Raw genomic sequence first — 16,583 nt, 5'->3', positions numbered from 1 at the left:
TCCTGTGCTTGAAGAAAACTCCGACAGGCTGGAAGAGGGATACACAACTAGAACACTTCTTCGAAGACGTTTAAGGTTAAGCCACTCTCCTCAACTTTAGATCAGCTCAACCCTTACAGAGTATCATACTTCTGCTTGATCAGATATTTCGCGTATTCTAGATCAGACGCTTTCGAAAGCTTCATCACATAGGAATTCCCAACCCTGCCATTTTTGTGTGTCCAAGACTTGGCTTCCAATGTTTTTTTGGGGTCGTCGACGGTGAAGAAGTTCTTTGACTTCTGGCCATCTGGTGAAATCTGCCCACGCGAAAAGTCTACGCTCAAATGATTTTTGAATATGCGAACTGCGGCAAACAGAGAGTTGCCTTTTTTGAAGCCAACATAGTACTTCATCGCCGTGCAGGTCACATCGTCCCAGCTGCTGAGCTCTTCTTTAAGGGCGTTGAACACATCAAGTGTCTCCGCTGATGCACTCGCAGTGTGGTCTTCTTCTCGATAGACTTTGACTTCACTGGAAACCTGCTTGATGGGGCTTTCAGGGTTGGTGTCTGCAATCAGGTTTATATCTTCGTTGCTGCTGGCCTGATGCTGTATTAGCGAAATCACTCCACCTTCAAAGCGCCGTATTTCCCAAAGCTCAAATGGGATGTCGCGGAAGTTCACACTGTTTTTCTGGTAAGCGTTGAAGCTTGGCGAAACAAAGATCACGCGAGACGCAGACCAATCCACATCATCGCGCCGCAAACTTTGATCAAGGCGTTCATTATACTCCAAAATGAAGTCAGCTTTGTTGTTAAGCATCACTGACAGATATGAATAGCCCTGATCAACTACAGAGTAGCTGTTGCCCTTCTTGTACTCGATGATGACGAAGGCATTGCTGTCTTCATCAAAAGCCAGCGTATCAATGCGGAACTTTTCAACTGTCAGTTCAGATGCGACGAACTGCAGATTGAATATTTCTGGGAGGTTGGCCTCGATCAGACATTGAATATCTTTTTCCAGCAGAAACCGTTCCTGCTTCATCTCGCTGATAGAGCCTGTGCTGGATTGCTGAAATAAGTACAACTCTTTTTAATCCTTTCTCACAGCGTATGGTTGCGCTTCTCAAATCATGAGTGTTCGACAATCAATGCACGACACTACGCAACCTCTTATTGCCTCGCCACCACATCCATCAGCTTCGCATAGCTATCGACTACATCGTACCGCACATTATTGGGCAGGTCAGCGCGGCTGATCTCTGCGAAAAACTTGCGAGCGCATTCGATTTTGGTCAGCTCATCCGGCCGCAACTTCATAGAAGACATACTGCCTTTCGTTTCAGCCACAAAGTAGATGTGACGCACTGAGCCATCTTCGAACGAGATAGCCCAGTCAGGGTTATAATCGCCAACGGGCGTCGGGATTAGGAAGCCGTGCGGCAATTTTGCGTACACAACTACATCGGAGCTTGTGTCCAGCTCCGCAACAAAATCACGTTCAACATTGCTGTCCACGATTGCGTGATCAAACACGTGCTTCTTCAGCTTTTCCGTGGCTTTCGAGAAGTCATTACCAGTTTGTGCCGCTGTAAAAATCCCGGTGTCATAGCGTTCATCGACAGCATCGTAGGTCAAGCGCTCAATGATCACGGTTGCCTTCTGCTCTTTGATTAGGCGGGCCGCCTCAGCGATGAACTTCTCAGGGTTTTTCTTGAACTGTTCAAACACAGGCTTTTCCATACCAGCCAAAATACGAGCAACGGTATGACGGGTCAGCTGTGTATGCTCTGCAACTTCGTGAAGAAGGTCGTATTTTACGCTGGAGAATGCAGACTGACCGTATTCTGTGCGAGTGTCTTTAACCTTAAAGCTTTGGCCATCTGACAGCTGCTCAGCAGTCAAGCTGTCACCCTGCGATCCAACCTGCACCGTGTACTGCAGAGGGGTCACGTTCAGCTCTTTATTGAGCGTTCTAACACACTTATCGACCAGCTCATCGCTGTCAAAATCCACGCGATAAACGGCCTTTTGGTTGATCCGCGCCCATAGCTCTTTGAAGGCCTGCTTTTCAAAATTATCATTCAGCAAGTTCGTTTTGGGCTTGCGGCCATCATCCACGATACGGGCCAGCGCATCTGCGCTAAACACGCTGTCTACAAGCTCAAAAACCTGTGGTGCATATTGGGCCAGCTCATCCGGCAACGGAGCGAGCGCTTCTTCTGTTTTGGCCGTGTGATAGGCTTCCACAACTTGGCGCTGATGATCCACATACCCATTTTGGATTAGGTAGAACTCGATTTGTGCGGCCATTTCAGGAGTCACGGTGACTTCGCCTTCTTCAGTCCGCAGTACTTTGTCTTTGAAGTATGCTTCATTGGCCTTGCGCGGACGAGAAGCCAGTGCTTCAGAAATCTCCTTCTGCAAGTTCGAGACAAAATCCTTGTAGCTTTCGCTGGCCACCACCGTCAGCACGTTTATGTCGTGCACGACTGATGGGTGATCCATGCGCTCGCCAGCTTGGTTAACACAAAGCCTTAAACCTCGGCCTACTTCTTGCCTGCGGCGGACATCACTATTCGCATGATTGAGCATACACATAGTGAAAACGTTGGGATTATCCCAACCCTCCCGCAACGCCGAGTGTGAGAAGATAAAACGCACAGGCTCCTGTTGCGAAAGCAACCTTTCCTTATTGCGCAGGATTAGATCGTATGCGCCTTCATCGTCTGAAAGGCCCTTATTTTCGCCAGTCCTCTTGATTTTGCTCGGGTCAACAAGACGCTTTTTCTTATCAATAGAAAAGTAGCCTTCATGCACCCTATCCACTGCATCACGTTCAAGAAACGTCCTGTAATCGTGATGCTCAAGAGGCAATGCTTGCAGATACTCATCTTTAAGCTGTTGGTATTCTTCTTCAAAAATACGAGCATATTCACCATTCTCGTCATCTTGATCGTAGTCACGGTACTTAGATACTGTGTCGATGAAGAAGAGTGACAGAACCTTGATGCCTTTCGAGTATAGCGATTGCTCCTTTTCAAAATGGGCGCGAATGGTTTCACGGATTTGAATGCGTCGCCTATGCTCTTCTGTTATGTCTTTCGTGGCTTCTCCAGCCTTCAGCTCGAAGCCGTTCGTAAACTCCACAGTGTCTTTGTTCGCGTATATCTCCGAGATTGTGTAGCCGTTGTACGCTTGGATGCCATTTGATGCCTCGTAAAGGTTTGTGCCGGCATCAAGACGCTTTAATTGGCGTTTAATGCCGCCGCCTGCCAGTTTGACTTCCATTTCTATTCGGGCAACCGGCGCTTTCTTAGAGACTTCAATACCTTCGAGATACATATATGGCTCTTGACCTGACAAACCGCGGGTTTGGATACCTCTTACAGAAATTTTCTTAACAAGCTTTTGGTTGAAGGCGTCCAAAGCATCCAGACGATGCACCTTGTTGTGCTGTGTCGTGTGCGTGGCTGAGTATCGAAGGATCATCAACGGATGCTGGCGATCGCTGGCAAGGACCTGCGCGAGGAAGCCGCGAACGCAGCAGAAGCCAATGTGGCCAAGCAGGACGCCGAGCATCGCGCTGAGAATGTTGAGCGTTTGGCTGCGGAACTTGCTGCTGCACAGGGCTTTCAGCCTCAGGTGCAGGTCACTGTGCCCGAAACCGAAATGGCCCCTGCCTAACCACAATGGGTCATCACAGGCAGTGCCACAGCTGCCTGTGATCCCTCCTCATATTGAAAGGACAACACAATGAAATTCGACAAGAAGCACGAACCCGAAACCCTCGATGACGTGATCTTCGCTGACGCGGACGTGAAGCAGACGCTGCAAGACTACGCCAACAATCAGCGCCACAAGCATCTTCTGCTCTATGGTCCAAAAGGCACGGGCAAGTCTGTGACCGCACAGATTGTTCTCAAAGAGCGCATGTGCGTGATTTGGCAGACCGGACTGGGTGATGCATGGAACGCAAGTTCTTACCAGGACAAGTGGGATAACTTTAATCCCATGCTGCAGCAGTGGAATATGCAACTGAGCTGGGGCGCACACACAGGCTGCTCAGTGATTGACGAGATTGATCAGTTCAACTTGCCCATGCAGCACCGTCTCCGTGCTTTCATCGATCAGTACGAAATGGGCTTTGTGATCGCCACCACCAACAACCTGCACTTGGTTGATGGACCTCTGAAGGACCGCTTTCGCCCCCTATTCGTGGAATACCCCAGTGTTCAGCAATGGGTGCCGCGTGTGGTCTCTGTGATGGCCGCCGAAGGTATTCCTGTCACGCCCATCCAAGCAGCAGGCTTGTTGCAGGGATTTCAGGGCAGCGGGCGCAGCCTCAATGACTGGATGGAAGACTATGTGTTCCGTCTGCAGCGCATGATGGCACAGGTCACAACGCCGCCAGCAACAGCACAGCACTGCGCACACACCATCAATGGCGCGGGGAGCAAGTAATGGAAACGCTGGAAATCGAACTGGCCTTCATTCAAGGGCTGCTGGACGACGACATTGCACGTGTTCTCAATCAGCACCTTGAATGGGAAGCGCTGACGAATTGCTCTCACCTGTTTGATCTGGATGTTGAGCACATTCAAAACCCACTCGACGTTCTACCCGATGTGGTCATGCGTAAAGCAGATCAGCGCTTGTCAGAAGACAAAGCGGAACGCTTCAAAGCTGTTTGGCAACGCTTCACGCCTGAGCAGCAAATGCACATCATCTTTCGAGCGTTTCAGCTAACCTAAACGGCTCGGTGTCGCCGGTGAAAATCGGCGGCACACCACACTCACCCCACAATTGAATAGGAGAACAACGCCATGAAAATGGACACAATGCTGCGCCTTTTTAACATTGAGCAGTTGATCACCCCCCGCGTTGTCAAGGCGCTGCAGCGTCAGGAACAGATTGACGACTTGTTCGAGTGGTATGAATTCCTCAACCCCTTGCCCGCGTTCAAAGAGCTTGCTGCGCATGAACTCAAGCAAGCAGTGGAAAGCACAGCATTAGCGCAGATGTCAGACGCTGAATATACTGGGTTTCGGAAACAATGGGACCGAATAGACCCCGCGCAACAGCGTCAATACCTCTGTGAGCGGGCAGGATTACCAGACCCAGAACGTGACAGGGACCCCCAATAGAATTGGTCAAGCAAGCACGTCTTGCCTCAACGTAACGCAAGAAGAAGGAAATCAAAATGACTGAACTGAACGAACAAGCCATCATTGGTCTATCCGTGACCACATCCTTTCTTAGAAATGACTGGGACAATCAGACCAGTGTAAGTGATGTGGATGCAGCAAACGGTTTCGACGACATCATCGAGATGGCGCAAAATTACTGCGCATGGGTGGGTATCGAAAAACCTGATCTTACTCGTGAAGATGTAATCGGGTGCGTTTGGGGAGATATCGAAATCGACGACTAAATATCATTGCCGTCAGCATTCGTGCTGGCGGCTTTTTTGTGCCCACAGCGTCGCAAGTTCTGTGTGGGGCGGACTATGTTTCCCCAAAAATGTGCGAACACAGTGTTTGCCCCACAGTACTTTGAGTTTTGATGAAAACACACTGTTTGCAGTTCTTGCTCCGACACCACGTTTGCTCGGTTTGGCCCTCATCCCCCTGCCCCGTTGCTAAATACACGGGAAAGGTCAGCGATGATGGATTGGCGACGTGAACGACGAGAACTGATGGAATACCTGCTGGAACAGAACTGGGACTTGTTTGGGACGCTCAAGTTCGTAGACGGCAGAACCATTGGCAGTGTCACCGCCAATAAACTGCTGCGTTCATACTGGAACCGAATTGATCGCGTGTTCTTTGGTCACGCTGCTGATCGGCGAAATGTTCGTGTGCCACGCTGGTGCTTCGCGCACGAAGGCTCGGACCAAGAAAACTTCCACATCCATTTCCTGCTGAAATCGCCACTTACCGATACCGAACACGCTTGTTGTGTCCTAAACTCAGTGTGGGCGCAGCATCATCGACAAACCGGCACCCTCGATGATTTGCGTTCAGAATTCACGCAGCAGACGCCCTCCGCCGCGCAATGGCCCGCAGAAACCACTTTCCCGCAACGCATACCAGAAACACACGGAATTGATGCCTAGTATTGGAATATCAATCATTGGTTCCAATTTTTGTGTGACATCAATCATGCTCATGTTGGTTCCGCATTGGACAATGGCGTCGAGTGCGTTTTCCGTCGTTGCCATTTCCATGACCGCTTGTTCCTTAGCCCAGTCGGGAATATGCGCGATGTGTTGCGTATTTCCACAGGCAAAACCAAAGCTGGTAACGACTTCGAAACCTAGGTCCTCGAACATGCGGATTGCAGAGTCATTTCCTGTCTGCTCGAATGGGGTGAGAAGACCAATTCGTCTTGCCCCGTAGCAGTCTAGAGCCACTTTTATAGCATCGTGCCAGGTAGCCCACGAAAGATCGCAGTGCTCCTCGATCTTTGCCATGGTTGCCCTGATTGGGTTGATTCCCGTAACAATGTGCTCAAGGCTCATACCCATGATCATGTACTGGGGTGCCGCTAGAAGCGCCGACTTCAACGCGGCCTCTACGCCGCCCAGGAACTGCAATCGGTACTGTTCGATGCTCTCCACCGAACTTACATCCGGCTTGGGAGTCAACACTGGGCTCGTATGCAGGCCCACACCTGCCAGCCCTTCCCGGTCGGGATTAGCGAAGATGATGCTCCAGAGTTCGTGCTCCATGGTAGTGTTGGTGGCAGGCACGAGCAGCCCAAAGCGTTGGCGAAAGTTGCGCGCATCTGGGTAGGTTGCGTTTGACAGGCTGAGCATCGGCGAAACGCTGACGCTTGGGATGAAGACGGGCTTTTTAGAAAGGCTGCCGATATGGGTTCGCCGGTCCCCGTGTTTATCATTCTTGAGAGGGCTCATCTAGACCATTCCACTTGGTTTGAGGCATTGAAGGTAAATGACCTGCCCTTTTACAAATCAGCTGACGTCCTCTTAGCCGACACTCACCAAGTGGACTGCTGCTGGACAACAAGGTCGGCCAAAACTGCGCGCTGAGCAAGCATTTTGGCCCCTACCCAACATGAAGTTGTGCGCCACCTGCGAACGCTGGGCTGGCGCACCCAAATCAAACGCAACCCGAGCCTTTGTGCCCATAGCGTCACCAACAACGCAGGGCGAATGCTTAGGTGGCGGGCACAATCATGCACAGACGCCCGCATCTGGCACCTGTAGTGAGTACCGAAAATGGTCGGTACTGCGCTGAGCCCCATCACAAGTTCTGTGTCACAGCAGCTTCCTGCGTTTTCTGTTCCCACAATGTCACCAGTTCTTTGTCCCAACAGCGTCGCATGTTCTGTGTTGCTCGGACTATGTTTCCCCATTTTGTTGAGGACACAGTGTTTGCCCCACAGAACTTTGAGTTCTTACGGAAACACAGTGTTCCCGGTTTCTGTTCCAACACAAAACCCATCAGTTTCTGCGCCATCCCCCTGCCCCGTTGATAAATACATGGGAAAGGACAGCGATGGCGGATTGGCAACGTGAACGACGCGAACTGATGGATTACCTGCTGGAGCAGGACTGGGACGTGTTCGGCACGCTGAAATTTGTTGACGGCAGAACCATCGGCAGAGAGACCGCCAACAAGCTGCTGCGCTCATACTGGAATAAGATAGATCGCGTGTTCTTTGGCCACGCAGCAGACCGCCAAAATGTTCGCGTGCCACGCTGGTGTTTCGCACATGAGGGATCGGACACAGAAAACTTCCATGTTCATTTCCTTTTGAAATCGCCCATTGCTGACACGGAACATACCTGCGCCGTGCTCAACGCTGTGTGGGCACAGCATCATCAGCAAACAGGGCCAATGGTCAAGAACTGGATCATGCCGGTAATCAACAGGCAGGACGCTGTGAACTATGTTACCCGCGAATATTGGCGCATGGGCAGCGCGACCCTGTTGGATGACATCAGTTGGGCCCCAACATCTGCGGCAGACATGGCAGCACAAGAGACTGAAGCACAAGCTCACCGCATAAATAAAGCAGTGAGTTCGGCTTGGATCACAGCAGCAACAGCAGCGCTGAGGGATCAGCAAAGTCGATATACACATAACAGCTGACGCAGACGCGAGTGGCGATGCCCCCGTCCAACTCAGCTGTGTTTGAACAGGATCATGTCGTAGATGAATTTCTTGGCACATCCTTGTTCAGTGGCAACACACAAAACAATCAAACAAATGATATCAAATGTACATTGAGTGTACGAAAACATGACTGTTGATACACACGCAGTCAAAAACACATTTAGATTATTTGTTTATACACAGCTGATTGCTGAATCCACCCAGGATAGAAATACACAATCAACCACAAAGAGCTCAGCGAGCAACACAGAAACAGAACCACGTGAACGACACTGAGTAGACATAAACATCACATAAACAGATACATAGCGTCAGCGGTTGATACCGTTAGACGCTTTTTTTATGAGCGTTTCTTCGGTTCCCATGCGCTCTTCCATTTCCTGCCACAACAGCTGTCTTTTCGGTCGTCCACACAAATATCTGATCATATGTTCGCGCTATAGGTGTATAGCAAGGGAGCACTTGGCAGATGACTGCACTGGCAAAACTCAACTTCAAATCGGTGACGCGAAGCACAACACGTGATCCCATCTCGGCTCGACGTGAAAAGCTGGTGGCGGGATTAAAAGAGCAGCAGTTGGTATATGCAGCTGCACTCAAAGGCGAAGATCACCGCGTTGAACGACATAAATGGATGAACAACGAGGTCGGGGAGCGAGTTATTGTCAAAACCAATCGCCGCGTACGTCCTTGGTTCTTTGAGCAAGATGGGGGCTGGTATGTGCAGTGCCGTTATGGGGCACGGGTGATCGCAGCTGATGGCACCAACAATGCTGTGTTCGTCAAAACACTCAAAGACGTGGGGCCGGTGCTGGACGTGTTCCTGGCAGCTGCACAGGCCGGGGAATTGGACACAGCTATTGCCAAAACGGCCGGACGCAAACCCCGTATCAAACCCGGTGCGGCACGGGCGGCGCAAGATGGCTGAATTCAACACAGCTCGCATACGAGAACTCAATGATCGTGCAAGGCGGACATTCACTGGCTGTCGTGTTGTACTAACAAGTGGCATTGCTGAATTGGACGACACAGCAGTTCAGCAAATACTGGCTCAAGTGCGCAGCTATGACCAATTCAACCCAGATAATGATCCATATGGCGAGCACGACTTTGGCTCATTCCATCACGACGCAGTTCAGGTGTTCTGGCGCTGGGATTACTACGATTTGGACTACTCAATGCACTCGCCTGATCCCGCCGACGAAACCGTCACAGCGCGGGTGCTCACCATCATGTTGGCGGAGGAATACTGAGCAGGGATTTCTGTGGCGGACTGATGTGGTTCGTGGCACAGATTTCCCATGGCCCTCTCAGCAGACCAGTTGAAAACCTATATCGCGGAAACCATGCGCATGTCGCATGTGTACCAACCCGTGATGCTGCGTGTGTTGTTGGAGCAAGGCGGATCGGCGTCATTGACTGATATTGCCCGTGCTCTGCTCAGCTATGACCAATCTCAAGTCGAATACTACGAGCTTCGTACCAAGAACATGGTGGGGCGAGTGCTGACGGCGAACGGCGTTGTGCAGCCCATAAAGTCAGGGCGGCAAATCACTGGATACGAGCTTAACACAGCCGCCTTGACAGACCATGATCGGCGGGAATTACTGGCGCTCTGCGATCAGAGACTGGCTGACTTCCTCAGTAAACGCGGTGGCCGTGTATGGCAGCATCGCAGCAGCGCTGATGGCTATGTACCTGGCTCAGTGCGCTATGAAGTGCTCAAGCGAGCCAAGTATCGCTGTGAACTGTGTGGGGCACACGAGGATCAGGCCGCGCTGCACGTTGACCACATCATTCCTCGTGCCCGGGGCGGCAGTGACGATATTTCAAATTTCCAGTCGCTCTGCGTCACCTGCAATACCAGCAAACGCGACCGGGATGACACAGACTTCCGCGCCGTGCTTTCGTCATATGAAGAGCAGGCAGAAGGTTGTGTGTTCTGTGAATTACCCACACAGCGAATCGTAGCTGAAAATGAACTATGCGTAGCGATCAGAGACGGATTTCCCGTTACGCCCATGCACACGCTTATCATTCCCAAACGCCATGTGGCGGATTACTTCGACCTCTATCAGCCCGAGCTGAACGCCATACAGACGATGCTTGTCGAGCAAAGACGTCAGATCACGGCTGCAGACGATACTGTCAAAGGCTTCAACGTGGGCGTGAATGCAGGCAGTGATGCAGGGCAAACCATTTTCCACGTGCATGTCCATCTCATTCCCCGTCGGGCTGGTGATGTTGAGCGGCCACGCGGTGGGGTTCGCGGCGTTATTCCCGACAAGCAGAGCTATTGATAACCATGATTGCTTTTCGAACACTGCCCGATAACGCACCTGAGCTGGACCTATGCCCCCTGCTCCGAGCTGCACAGATGACGCTGCAATATGCCGTTGAACATGATGGCATAGAACTCACCCAAACCAAGGCGTTCAAACGGGTATTTGTGCACTGGGCCGCTGAGCATTTTCACTGGCCCGGCATAGAATATGACGAACTGTTTCGCTACAACAAGGTGCTGAACGAATACGAATTCCCACCTTTGGAGATGACGCATTTTCTGCTTACGCAGCTCAAGCTTGGCCGACATTACAAAGGCCGCTTCAAAACCACAAAACAGGGCGCAGCATTGGCCGCGGATAGGGGCAAACTGTTCGCTGAACTGATCCCATTCTTCCTGTTTCGCATAGATCACAGCAGTTACAGTCGTTTGGCAGAAACGCCCGTTGGCAACTGGGATACATGGTTGAACGTGATCAACGTGGAGGCGGATCACGGCGCTGACGAAAAGCATCTGTTCAAGACGTTCTATGGATATGAAGCTTCATTTGCGCAAGGAAACTGGCGAAAAGCGGCAGTGTTTTCATCTTGCGTGCTCAAACCCTTGGAATGGGCTGGTCTATTGGACTCGGTGGCAAGCAAGGACGACGATGGCCTCACCCAGCATCATTATGTCAAAACACAGCTGTGGCGCTCGGTGCTGGAGTTGGACACTGACCCGCTTCTTGTGCCGATGCAGAAACACTAATCCTCGTCGTCACTGAACCGCCGACACTCACTGGGCAAAAATAAAGGCGACGCACAAAGGGAGGAGATGTGCGCCGCCTTGAAAGTGTCGGCAACTCCAGGGAGGAGGATAGAAGCTGCCGTGGCGATGATATAGGTATGACATTTCACACCCGCAAGCACCCATGCTGCAGAGCGGCAATGCATTTGCAGCATACCGGATCGCGCGAGCCTGTAAGCGTCTTGTTTCAAACGAGTAGTCCAACGAATTTCCGCTTGGCGGCATTCTTATGATGTGCCACGTTGCCGCGCATTCACGGCAACTCAGTTGTCGTGCAGCTCCGCTGTCTCCGCGATTTGGGAGGAGAGCGTTGCAGACAGCGGAGCGCACTCTACCTCGTGAAAAATCGGTCAAGCAAACGAGGACAGAACCCATGACAGCACCTATTGTCGCGCAGAAAGCGCCCTACCCTGTCGAAGTTGAAGAAGGCAAAAGCTATTTCTGGTGCGCCTGCGGCAAGAGCAGAAAACAGCCATTCTGCGACGGCAGCCACAAAGACACCGGCATCGCACCCGTCAAATACACAGCCGAGGCCAGCAAGCGGGTCTTCTTCTGCGGATGCAAGCACAGCAGCAAGCAACCCCTTTGCGACGGCGCACACAGCAAGCTGTAAGCAGCAACTGCCGCGTGGTTTTCTGCTTGCTGCGCGGCAGCTGCCAAAACCTCATAGAACATGCATTGTATGAGGTTTTCGCTTAAGTCATTGAATTCATTGCATGACCAATCAGTGCCATTTCCGGTCGACCATCCAAAACCTCAGACTTTATAGTCAAGCATATGAAAACATGAGGTTTTTAGGGGATCGCACCATGCGCCAAGCACAGACATTGAACGAAGCTCAGCTGCGTCGCGTTATACAGTACTGCCGCAGTCGTCGTCATCCAACTCGTGACGAAACCATCGTCCTGTTCAGCTTCTACGCAGGACTGCGGGCCAAGGAAATCGCTGCGCTGAAACGTGGGGACGTGTTCGACGAAGCAGGTGCTGTGCGCGAACAATTCATCCTGTCAGCCGTGCAGAGCAAGGGCGGTAAGACGCGCACAGTGTATCTCAACCAGCGCTTGCGTCGTGCATTGGCGGAATATGCTGCAGGCTTGAACCTCAGTGACCCCAATCGTCCCCTGTTTGAAAGTCAGAAGGGCGGGCATTTCTCGGCCAACACAATGTGCCAGCTGTTCTTGGACATTTACCGGGCTGTTGGGCTCAAAGACGCTTCCAGCCATTCAGGTCGGCGCACATATATCACCAGATTGGCGAACAAGGGGGTGGGTGTCAGGTTGCTGGCCGAATTGGCCGGACACAGCCACATCTCAACCACGCAGCGGTACATTGACGTGAATTCAGAACAGCTGAGCGAGGCGGTCGAGCTTTTGTAAGGCTCAGCGGCGTCCTGATCATGGCTAGCTTTGAGCCGCTTGATATCGATCATCAATCACCCCTGAACATCCTAGCTCATAATCAGCACAATACTGTTATTAAAAAAATTGCGTCACCTCGCCAGAAAAATGCTTGGTATCTTTTTTCGACACCTTGTGCCGTTAGCAGGCTGCTGAAATAGTCCTGCCTCGACAACGATTTGAGAACATGATTCACCCTTTGCACGATAATGGCGGGGGTGAAGATGCGCGGGACGGACGAGACGAGCGGGTCACTGTTCAGCTATGTTGATCTTGAGGAGCGCATCCCGCCGCAGCATCCGCTGCGCAAGATCAGGCAGGTGGTCAATGACGCACTCGCCAGCCTCGATGCGGAGTTTGAGGCGCTTTACACAGATTTTGGCCGACCCTCGATACCGCCGGAACGGTTGATCCGGGCGAGCCTGCTGCAAATCCTGTTTTCGGTCCGGTCCGAGCGGCAACTGATGGAGCAGATGGATTACAACCTGATGTTTCGCTGGTTTGTGGGGCTGGGCATTGATGACCCCGTGTGGGTGCCAACCGTATTCACGAAGAATCGCGACCGGCTGCTGACGACGGAGATGTCGCGCAAGGTGATGGCGGCGATCCTTGCCCATCGCGAGATCGCGCCACTTCTGTCGGACGAACACTTCTCGGTCGATGGCACGCTGGTGAAAGCCTGGGCCTCAATGAAGAGTTTCCAGCCGAAGGCCGATGCGGCCCCGCCTTATGATGAAGGGCCGGGCGATCCGCCCTCCCCAAATGCCACACTTGAGCCCACGCCTTCTGAGACCGACCCAATGCCCCGCAACACCAAACCCCACCGCAATGCCGAGGTCGACTTCAAGGGTGAGAAGCGATCCAACGCCACCCATGCCTCAACCACTGATCCCGATGCGCGCCTTTACAAGAAATCCCCTGGTACGGGTGCCATGCTGTGCTTCATGGGGCATACTCTGATGGAGAACCGTAACGGGCTGGTCGTGCAGGGTGATCTAACCTTGGCCGACGGTCATGCCGAGCGCAAGGCAGCGTTGGATATGATACACCGCCATTGCCCCGGATCGACCCGGCGGCTGACGCTAGGTGCCGACAAGGGGTATGACGCGGCCGGGTTCGTGTCCGACCTGCGCAAAGCCTGCGTCACGCCCCACGTCGCACAGAAATCGCGATATTCAGCGATCGACGGGCGCACGACCCGACACGAGGGATATGCGGTGTCCCAGAAGCACCGAAAGAAGATCGAAGAGCCGTTCGGCTGGGCCAAAACTGTCGGCGGTATGACACAGACCATGTATCGCGGCGTTGAACGCGTCCGATCCCGCTTCATCTTGACCATGGCCGCCAACAATCTTGCCCGGCTACCACGTTTGCTGGGGGCATGATGGATAAGATGAAACCCAGGAGCAAGCCGCGAGGGCAACAACTGACGGGAACCATCAGTCGAACCCAGACCTGATGAAGGGAAAGCGTTCCAGCTCCGCGACTATTTCAGCAGACTGTTAGAGGTCTCTGCCACAATGCCACCGCAAGTACGGTGGTTTCATTATAAAACTTGGCGATTTCAGACAAACGAGGCAAGGTTAAACTTTTAATTGACAGGATAAGGCTGCGTGATCAAACCTTGATTTATCATGCTTATCTTGCTGCTGTCTTCCCAACTGGACATAGAATTTGTTTCACCGAATGGTATCGCACCGTTTGCGCCTGATATTGATTGTTTGGACATGCCTTTGGAGGCTGCAACGCAATTGCTGCGGGCCGACCCCGGGTTGCCTCTTGAGTGTGATGCCGTTTTGAATGGTCATGAAAATAGACCTGTGTGTATCAGCCCCTCGGGTGGACGAAATTATCTACGGCGTATCACGCCTCGAAAAGGCTTCGATGGTAAAATTCACCAATTGGTCGTGAGCTACGAGCCTGGAGAACTTGAGCCATTCATTGAATTAAACAGTGTGCGTCAGCGTTTAAATCACGCGGTTGAGGCCATATCAGACCCTGTCGCCTACTTTGATTGCGAGGACCGTTTGACGCTTTGCAATCGGCCGTATTCTCAATTGCACATGGGTCCCGAGGGGCCCGTTGAACTGGGCATGACATTTGAAGCGATTTTGCGTCGTGACCTTGCCAATGGTGTTCTAAACATTCCGCCTGAAGCACAAGAGGGTTGGTTGGCCGAGCGTTTGTCCAGCCGCCAGAAAGCTAGTTTTGAACTGGAACTTCGTCTGAAGGATGGTCGGTGGTTTCGTATAACTGAGCGCGGCACAGAAGACGGCGGCAGAGTCCATATTCTGACCGACATCACGCAGCTGAAGCATGCACAAACTTATGTCCAAAATGTCATCACTGGCTCACAGGTAGGGACATGGAGCCTCGACCTCGAAAGCAGCGTGGGGACAATTAATACCTATTGGGCCGATATGCTTGGGTACGATCGCGACGCGTTGATGCCGATAAACTACGAGGGTTGGCGTGAATTAGTCCATCCTGATGACCTACCTTCGGTGGAGACAGAATTTCAGGCCTGTCTCGCCGGAAAGGCCAAAAACTGGGAAGTTGAATATCGTCTTCGGCACCTTTCCGGCCGCTGGGTTTGGGTACTAGGCCGTGGTGGCGTGTCCGAATGGAATGCGGATGGCAGCCCACGTCAGATCGCGGGTGTTCACCTCGACATTACAAGGCGCAAAGCCTTGGAAGATGATTTGCACCTCCGGAACTCGGCTATAAATTCGACGCAAGACGGCATTACAGTCACAGATGAGGCGGGAACCATCCTTGATACAAATTTGGCACATGCCCGAATGCTTGGTTACGACTCGCCCACTGACCTGATCGGCAAGCCGTGGTACATTCTTTACAGTGCAGATGCGGCAGCTTCGTTGGCTGCTGAAGCCTTCCCCGCATTGCGAGCTAGTGGCAGTTGGCAAGGTGAGGCTCTGGCACTCAGAGCAGACGGCACCCGTTTTGAGCAGGAACTCAGCCTTGCCAAAATGCCAGATGGTAAGATCGTCTGCATCAACGCTGACGTCTCTCAGCGCAATGCCTTGGAACGTAGCCGCTTGGAGTTGCGCGACCGTGTGCAGAGAGCCCAACGGCAAGAGATAGCCAATCTGCTATCAGCCGGCCTGACGCATGACTTGTTTAACCTTACGACAATCATCTTGCACATGTCTGACCCCCTATATCTGCGGACGAAAAGCATACAGTTGCAAGACACGTTTGCAGACATCCATCGTGCGGCACGTGAGGCGATTGGTCTGTTGACTCCGGTTCGCGACTTTGGACAACGACAGACCCAGATCGAGGATACTGACCTTTGTGTGCTTCTCAAAAACGCAGCAGAGCTTCTTAAACTTGGTGCCCCACCAGATCTTGTTGTGAATACACGACTTCCCCAGGCCTCAATCTGTGCCGAGGTAGATCCGATGCAGATCATGCAGATATTGCTGAACCTTGGGCTAAATGCTCGTGATGCTTTGGAAGGAGACACCAAAGAAATCGAGTTGAGCGTTTGTGTTGCAGACAAAATGCCAGATGATGCGGTGATCGAGATCGGTCAGTCGCCTGACTGCCAATTTGCTCTGTTCACAGTGAGAGATACCGGCACCGGTATGTCCGAGGCCGTTAGACAGCATCTCTGGATCCAAGGCTTCACGACAAAAGGGCACCGAGGAACAGGCTTGGGTTTGGCCGTAGTTGCAGAGCTTGTCAAAGCCGTTGGTGGCTGTATTTCGCTCTCAACTGTAATTGATAAAGGGTCGGAATTCTTTGTGGCATGGCCGCTTGAGCCGATTGTAGAAGACGCGCAGCTTGACATAAGCCCGTCATTGAAAGCTTACATCGACTAGACAATAACTGAATTCACATGAATTGGCGGCGCGACAGATATCCGCTCCCCCGTCGGTTCTTCGGCTTGATGCAGATAAAATCCAGCGCAAATTGGGACATTGCGCATTGTCGTAATCCGCTCGACTGGATCGCCGAGCTGT

17 protein-coding genes are annotated in these 16,583 nt (G+C 52.1%); 14 read left to right on the top strand and 3 right to left on the bottom strand.

The genetic code is table 11. The annotated features are described in order from the left end of the window. Positions 1–113: 113 nt before the first annotated feature. Both RAZWK3B_RS05765 and RAZWK3B_RS05760 read right to left on the bottom strand, forming a co-directional pair. Positions 114–1,028 carry a DUF5655 domain-containing protein gene (locus RAZWK3B_RS05765; RefSeq protein ID WP_007813140.1) on the bottom strand — a complete coding sequence of 305 codons (915 nt, stop codon included), beginning with the start codon at positions 1,026–1,028 and terminating at the stop codon, positions 114–116. Positions 1,029–1,156: 128 nt separating this feature from the next. Beyond that, a complete protein-coding gene (locus tag RAZWK3B_RS05760) occupies positions 1,157–3,475 on the bottom strand; it encodes a restriction endonuclease (protein ID WP_007813138.1) in 2,319 nt (772 codons plus the stop codon). A gap of 6 nt (positions 3,476–3,481) precedes the next feature. Between RAZWK3B_RS05760 and RAZWK3B_RS05755 the strand changes: the two genes are divergently transcribed. The 5 genes from RAZWK3B_RS05755 (at position 3,482) to RAZWK3B_RS05735 (ending at position 5,417) form a co-directional block, all read left to right on the top strand. Next, positions 3,482–3,670, top strand: coding sequence for a hypothetical protein (locus tag RAZWK3B_RS05755; RefSeq protein WP_007813136.1), 189 nt, complete (start codon positions 3,482–3,484; stop codon positions 3,668–3,670). 69 nt (positions 3,671–3,739) lie between these two features. Next, the gene (locus tag RAZWK3B_RS05750; protein ID WP_007813134.1) at positions 3,740–4,447 is read left to right on the top strand and encodes an AAA family ATPase; all 708 of its coding nucleotides are present in this window, start codon (positions 3,740–3,742) and stop codon (positions 4,445–4,447) included. Beyond that, a complete protein-coding gene (locus tag RAZWK3B_RS05745; protein WP_007813132.1) occupies positions 4,447–4,737 on the top strand; it encodes a hypothetical protein in 291 nt (96 codons plus the stop codon). The genes RAZWK3B_RS05750 and RAZWK3B_RS05745 overlap by 1 nt, the downstream gene beginning before the upstream one ends. Positions 4,738–4,809: 72 nt before the next feature. After that, positions 4,810–5,130, top strand: coding sequence for a hypothetical protein (locus RAZWK3B_RS05740; RefSeq protein WP_007813130.1), 321 nt, complete (start codon positions 4,810–4,812; stop codon positions 5,128–5,130). Positions 5,131–5,186: 56 nt separating this feature from the next. Further along, positions 5,187–5,417, top strand: coding sequence for a hypothetical protein (locus RAZWK3B_RS05735; RefSeq protein ID WP_007813129.1), 231 nt, complete (start codon positions 5,187–5,189; stop codon positions 5,415–5,417). Positions 5,418–6,005: 588 nt separating this feature from the next. Here RAZWK3B_RS05735 and RAZWK3B_RS05730 read toward each other — a convergent pair. Continuing rightward, positions 6,006–6,902 carry a maleate cis-trans isomerase family protein gene (locus tag RAZWK3B_RS05730; RefSeq protein WP_007813127.1) on the bottom strand — a complete coding sequence of 299 codons (897 nt, stop codon included), beginning with the start codon at positions 6,900–6,902 and terminating at the stop codon, positions 6,006–6,008. Between the two features lie 604 nt (positions 6,903–7,506). Between RAZWK3B_RS05730 and RAZWK3B_RS05725 the strand changes: the two genes are divergently transcribed. The 9 genes from RAZWK3B_RS05725 (at position 7,507) to RAZWK3B_RS05685 (ending at position 16,442) form a co-directional block, all read left to right on the top strand. After that, positions 7,507–8,103 carry a hypothetical protein gene (locus tag RAZWK3B_RS05725; RefSeq protein WP_007813125.1) on the top strand — a complete coding sequence of 199 codons (597 nt, stop codon included), beginning with the start codon at positions 7,507–7,509 and terminating at the stop codon, positions 8,101–8,103. A gap of 493 nt (positions 8,104–8,596) precedes the next feature. After that, positions 8,597–9,055 carry a hypothetical protein gene (locus RAZWK3B_RS21100; RefSeq protein ID WP_037295112.1) on the top strand — a complete coding sequence of 153 codons (459 nt, stop codon included), beginning with the start codon at positions 8,597–8,599 and terminating at the stop codon, positions 9,053–9,055. Further along, positions 9,048–9,380 carry a DUF3768 domain-containing protein gene (locus RAZWK3B_RS05715; RefSeq protein WP_083799018.1) on the top strand — a complete coding sequence of 111 codons (333 nt, stop codon included), beginning with the start codon at positions 9,048–9,050 and terminating at the stop codon, positions 9,378–9,380. The genes RAZWK3B_RS21100 and RAZWK3B_RS05715 overlap by 8 nt, the downstream gene beginning before the upstream one ends. Positions 9,381–9,449: 69 nt before the next feature. After that, positions 9,450–10,427: an HIT family protein gene (locus tag RAZWK3B_RS05710; RefSeq protein ID WP_198133252.1), complete on the top strand. Its 978-nt coding sequence runs from the start codon at positions 9,450–9,452 to the stop codon at positions 10,425–10,427. 5 nt (positions 10,428–10,432) lie between these two features. Further along, positions 10,433–11,158: a hypothetical protein gene (locus tag RAZWK3B_RS05705; RefSeq protein ID WP_037295110.1), complete on the top strand. Its 726-nt coding sequence runs from the start codon at positions 10,433–10,435 to the stop codon at positions 11,156–11,158. Positions 11,159–11,570: 412 nt separating this feature from the next. Continuing rightward, positions 11,571–11,810 (top strand): CDGSH iron-sulfur domain-containing protein, encoded by a 240-nt coding sequence (locus RAZWK3B_RS05700; protein WP_007813115.1) that lies wholly within the window; start codon positions 11,571–11,573, stop codon positions 11,808–11,810. Between the two features lie 196 nt (positions 11,811–12,006). After that, the gene (locus RAZWK3B_RS05695; protein ID WP_037295187.1) at positions 12,007–12,573 is read left to right on the top strand and encodes a tyrosine-type recombinase/integrase; all 567 of its coding nucleotides are present in this window, start codon (positions 12,007–12,009) and stop codon (positions 12,571–12,573) included. A gap of 245 nt (positions 12,574–12,818) precedes the next feature. Continuing rightward, positions 12,819–13,979: an IS5-like element ISRosp6 family transposase gene (locus tag RAZWK3B_RS05690; RefSeq protein ID WP_037295186.1), complete on the top strand. Its 1,161-nt coding sequence runs from the start codon at positions 12,819–12,821 to the stop codon at positions 13,977–13,979. A gap of 249 nt (positions 13,980–14,228) precedes the next feature. Next, entirely contained in the window at positions 14,229–16,442 is a 2,214-nt protein-coding gene (locus RAZWK3B_RS05685; protein ID WP_083799016.1) for a PAS domain-containing protein, read from the top strand. The last annotated feature ends 141 nt before the right edge of the window (positions 16,443–16,583 follow it).

Origin of the sequence: Roseobacter sp. AzwK-3b, assembly GCF_000170875.1 — a bacterium.
Classification (GTDB): domain Bacteria; phylum Pseudomonadota; class Alphaproteobacteria; order Rhodobacterales; family Rhodobacteraceae; genus Roseovarius; species Roseovarius litoreus.
The sequence above is the reverse complement of the archived record's forward strand: the minus strand, read 5'-3'. Positions and strand labels throughout refer to the sequence as shown.

Excerpts from the sequence above, each read along its gene's own strand:
- RAZWK3B_RS05765 (WP_007813140.1), bottom strand. The coding sequence starts at position 1,028 with ATGAAGCAGGAACGGTTTCTGCTGGAAAAAGATATTCAATGTCTGATC.
- RAZWK3B_RS05760 (WP_007813138.1), bottom strand. The coding sequence starts at position 3,475 with ATGATCCTTCGATACTCAGCCACGCACACGACACAGCACAACAAGGTG.
- RAZWK3B_RS05755 (WP_007813136.1), top strand. The coding sequence starts at position 3,482 with ATGCTGGCGATCGCTGGCAAGGACCTGCGCGAGGAAGCCGCGAACGCA.
- RAZWK3B_RS05750 (WP_007813134.1), top strand. The coding sequence starts at position 3,740 with ATGAAATTCGACAAGAAGCACGAACCCGAAACCCTCGATGACGTGATC.
- RAZWK3B_RS05745 (WP_007813132.1), top strand. The coding sequence starts at position 4,447 with ATGGAAACGCTGGAAATCGAACTGGCCTTCATTCAAGGGCTGCTGGAC.
- RAZWK3B_RS05740 (WP_007813130.1), top strand. The coding sequence starts at position 4,810 with ATGAAAATGGACACAATGCTGCGCCTTTTTAACATTGAGCAGTTGATC.
- RAZWK3B_RS05735 (WP_007813129.1), top strand. The coding sequence starts at position 5,187 with ATGACTGAACTGAACGAACAAGCCATCATTGGTCTATCCGTGACCACA.
- RAZWK3B_RS05730 (WP_007813127.1), bottom strand. The coding sequence starts at position 6,902 with ATGAGCCCTCTCAAGAATGATAAACACGGGGACCGGCGAACCCATATC.
- RAZWK3B_RS05725 (WP_007813125.1), top strand. The coding sequence starts at position 7,507 with ATGGCGGATTGGCAACGTGAACGACGCGAACTGATGGATTACCTGCTG.
- RAZWK3B_RS21100 (WP_037295112.1), top strand. The coding sequence starts at position 8,597 with ATGACTGCACTGGCAAAACTCAACTTCAAATCGGTGACGCGAAGCACA.
- RAZWK3B_RS05715 (WP_083799018.1), top strand. The coding sequence starts at position 9,048 with ATGGCTGAATTCAACACAGCTCGCATACGAGAACTCAATGATCGTGCA.
- RAZWK3B_RS05705 (WP_037295110.1), top strand. The coding sequence starts at position 10,433 with ATGATTGCTTTTCGAACACTGCCCGATAACGCACCTGAGCTGGACCTA.
- RAZWK3B_RS05700 (WP_007813115.1), top strand. The coding sequence starts at position 11,571 with ATGACAGCACCTATTGTCGCGCAGAAAGCGCCCTACCCTGTCGAAGTT.
- RAZWK3B_RS05695 (WP_037295187.1), top strand. The coding sequence starts at position 12,007 with ATGCGCCAAGCACAGACATTGAACGAAGCTCAGCTGCGTCGCGTTATA.
- RAZWK3B_RS05690 (WP_037295186.1), top strand. The coding sequence starts at position 12,819 with ATGCGCGGGACGGACGAGACGAGCGGGTCACTGTTCAGCTATGTTGAT.
- RAZWK3B_RS05685 (WP_083799016.1), top strand. The coding sequence starts at position 14,229 with ATGCTTATCTTGCTGCTGTCTTCCCAACTGGACATAGAATTTGTTTCA.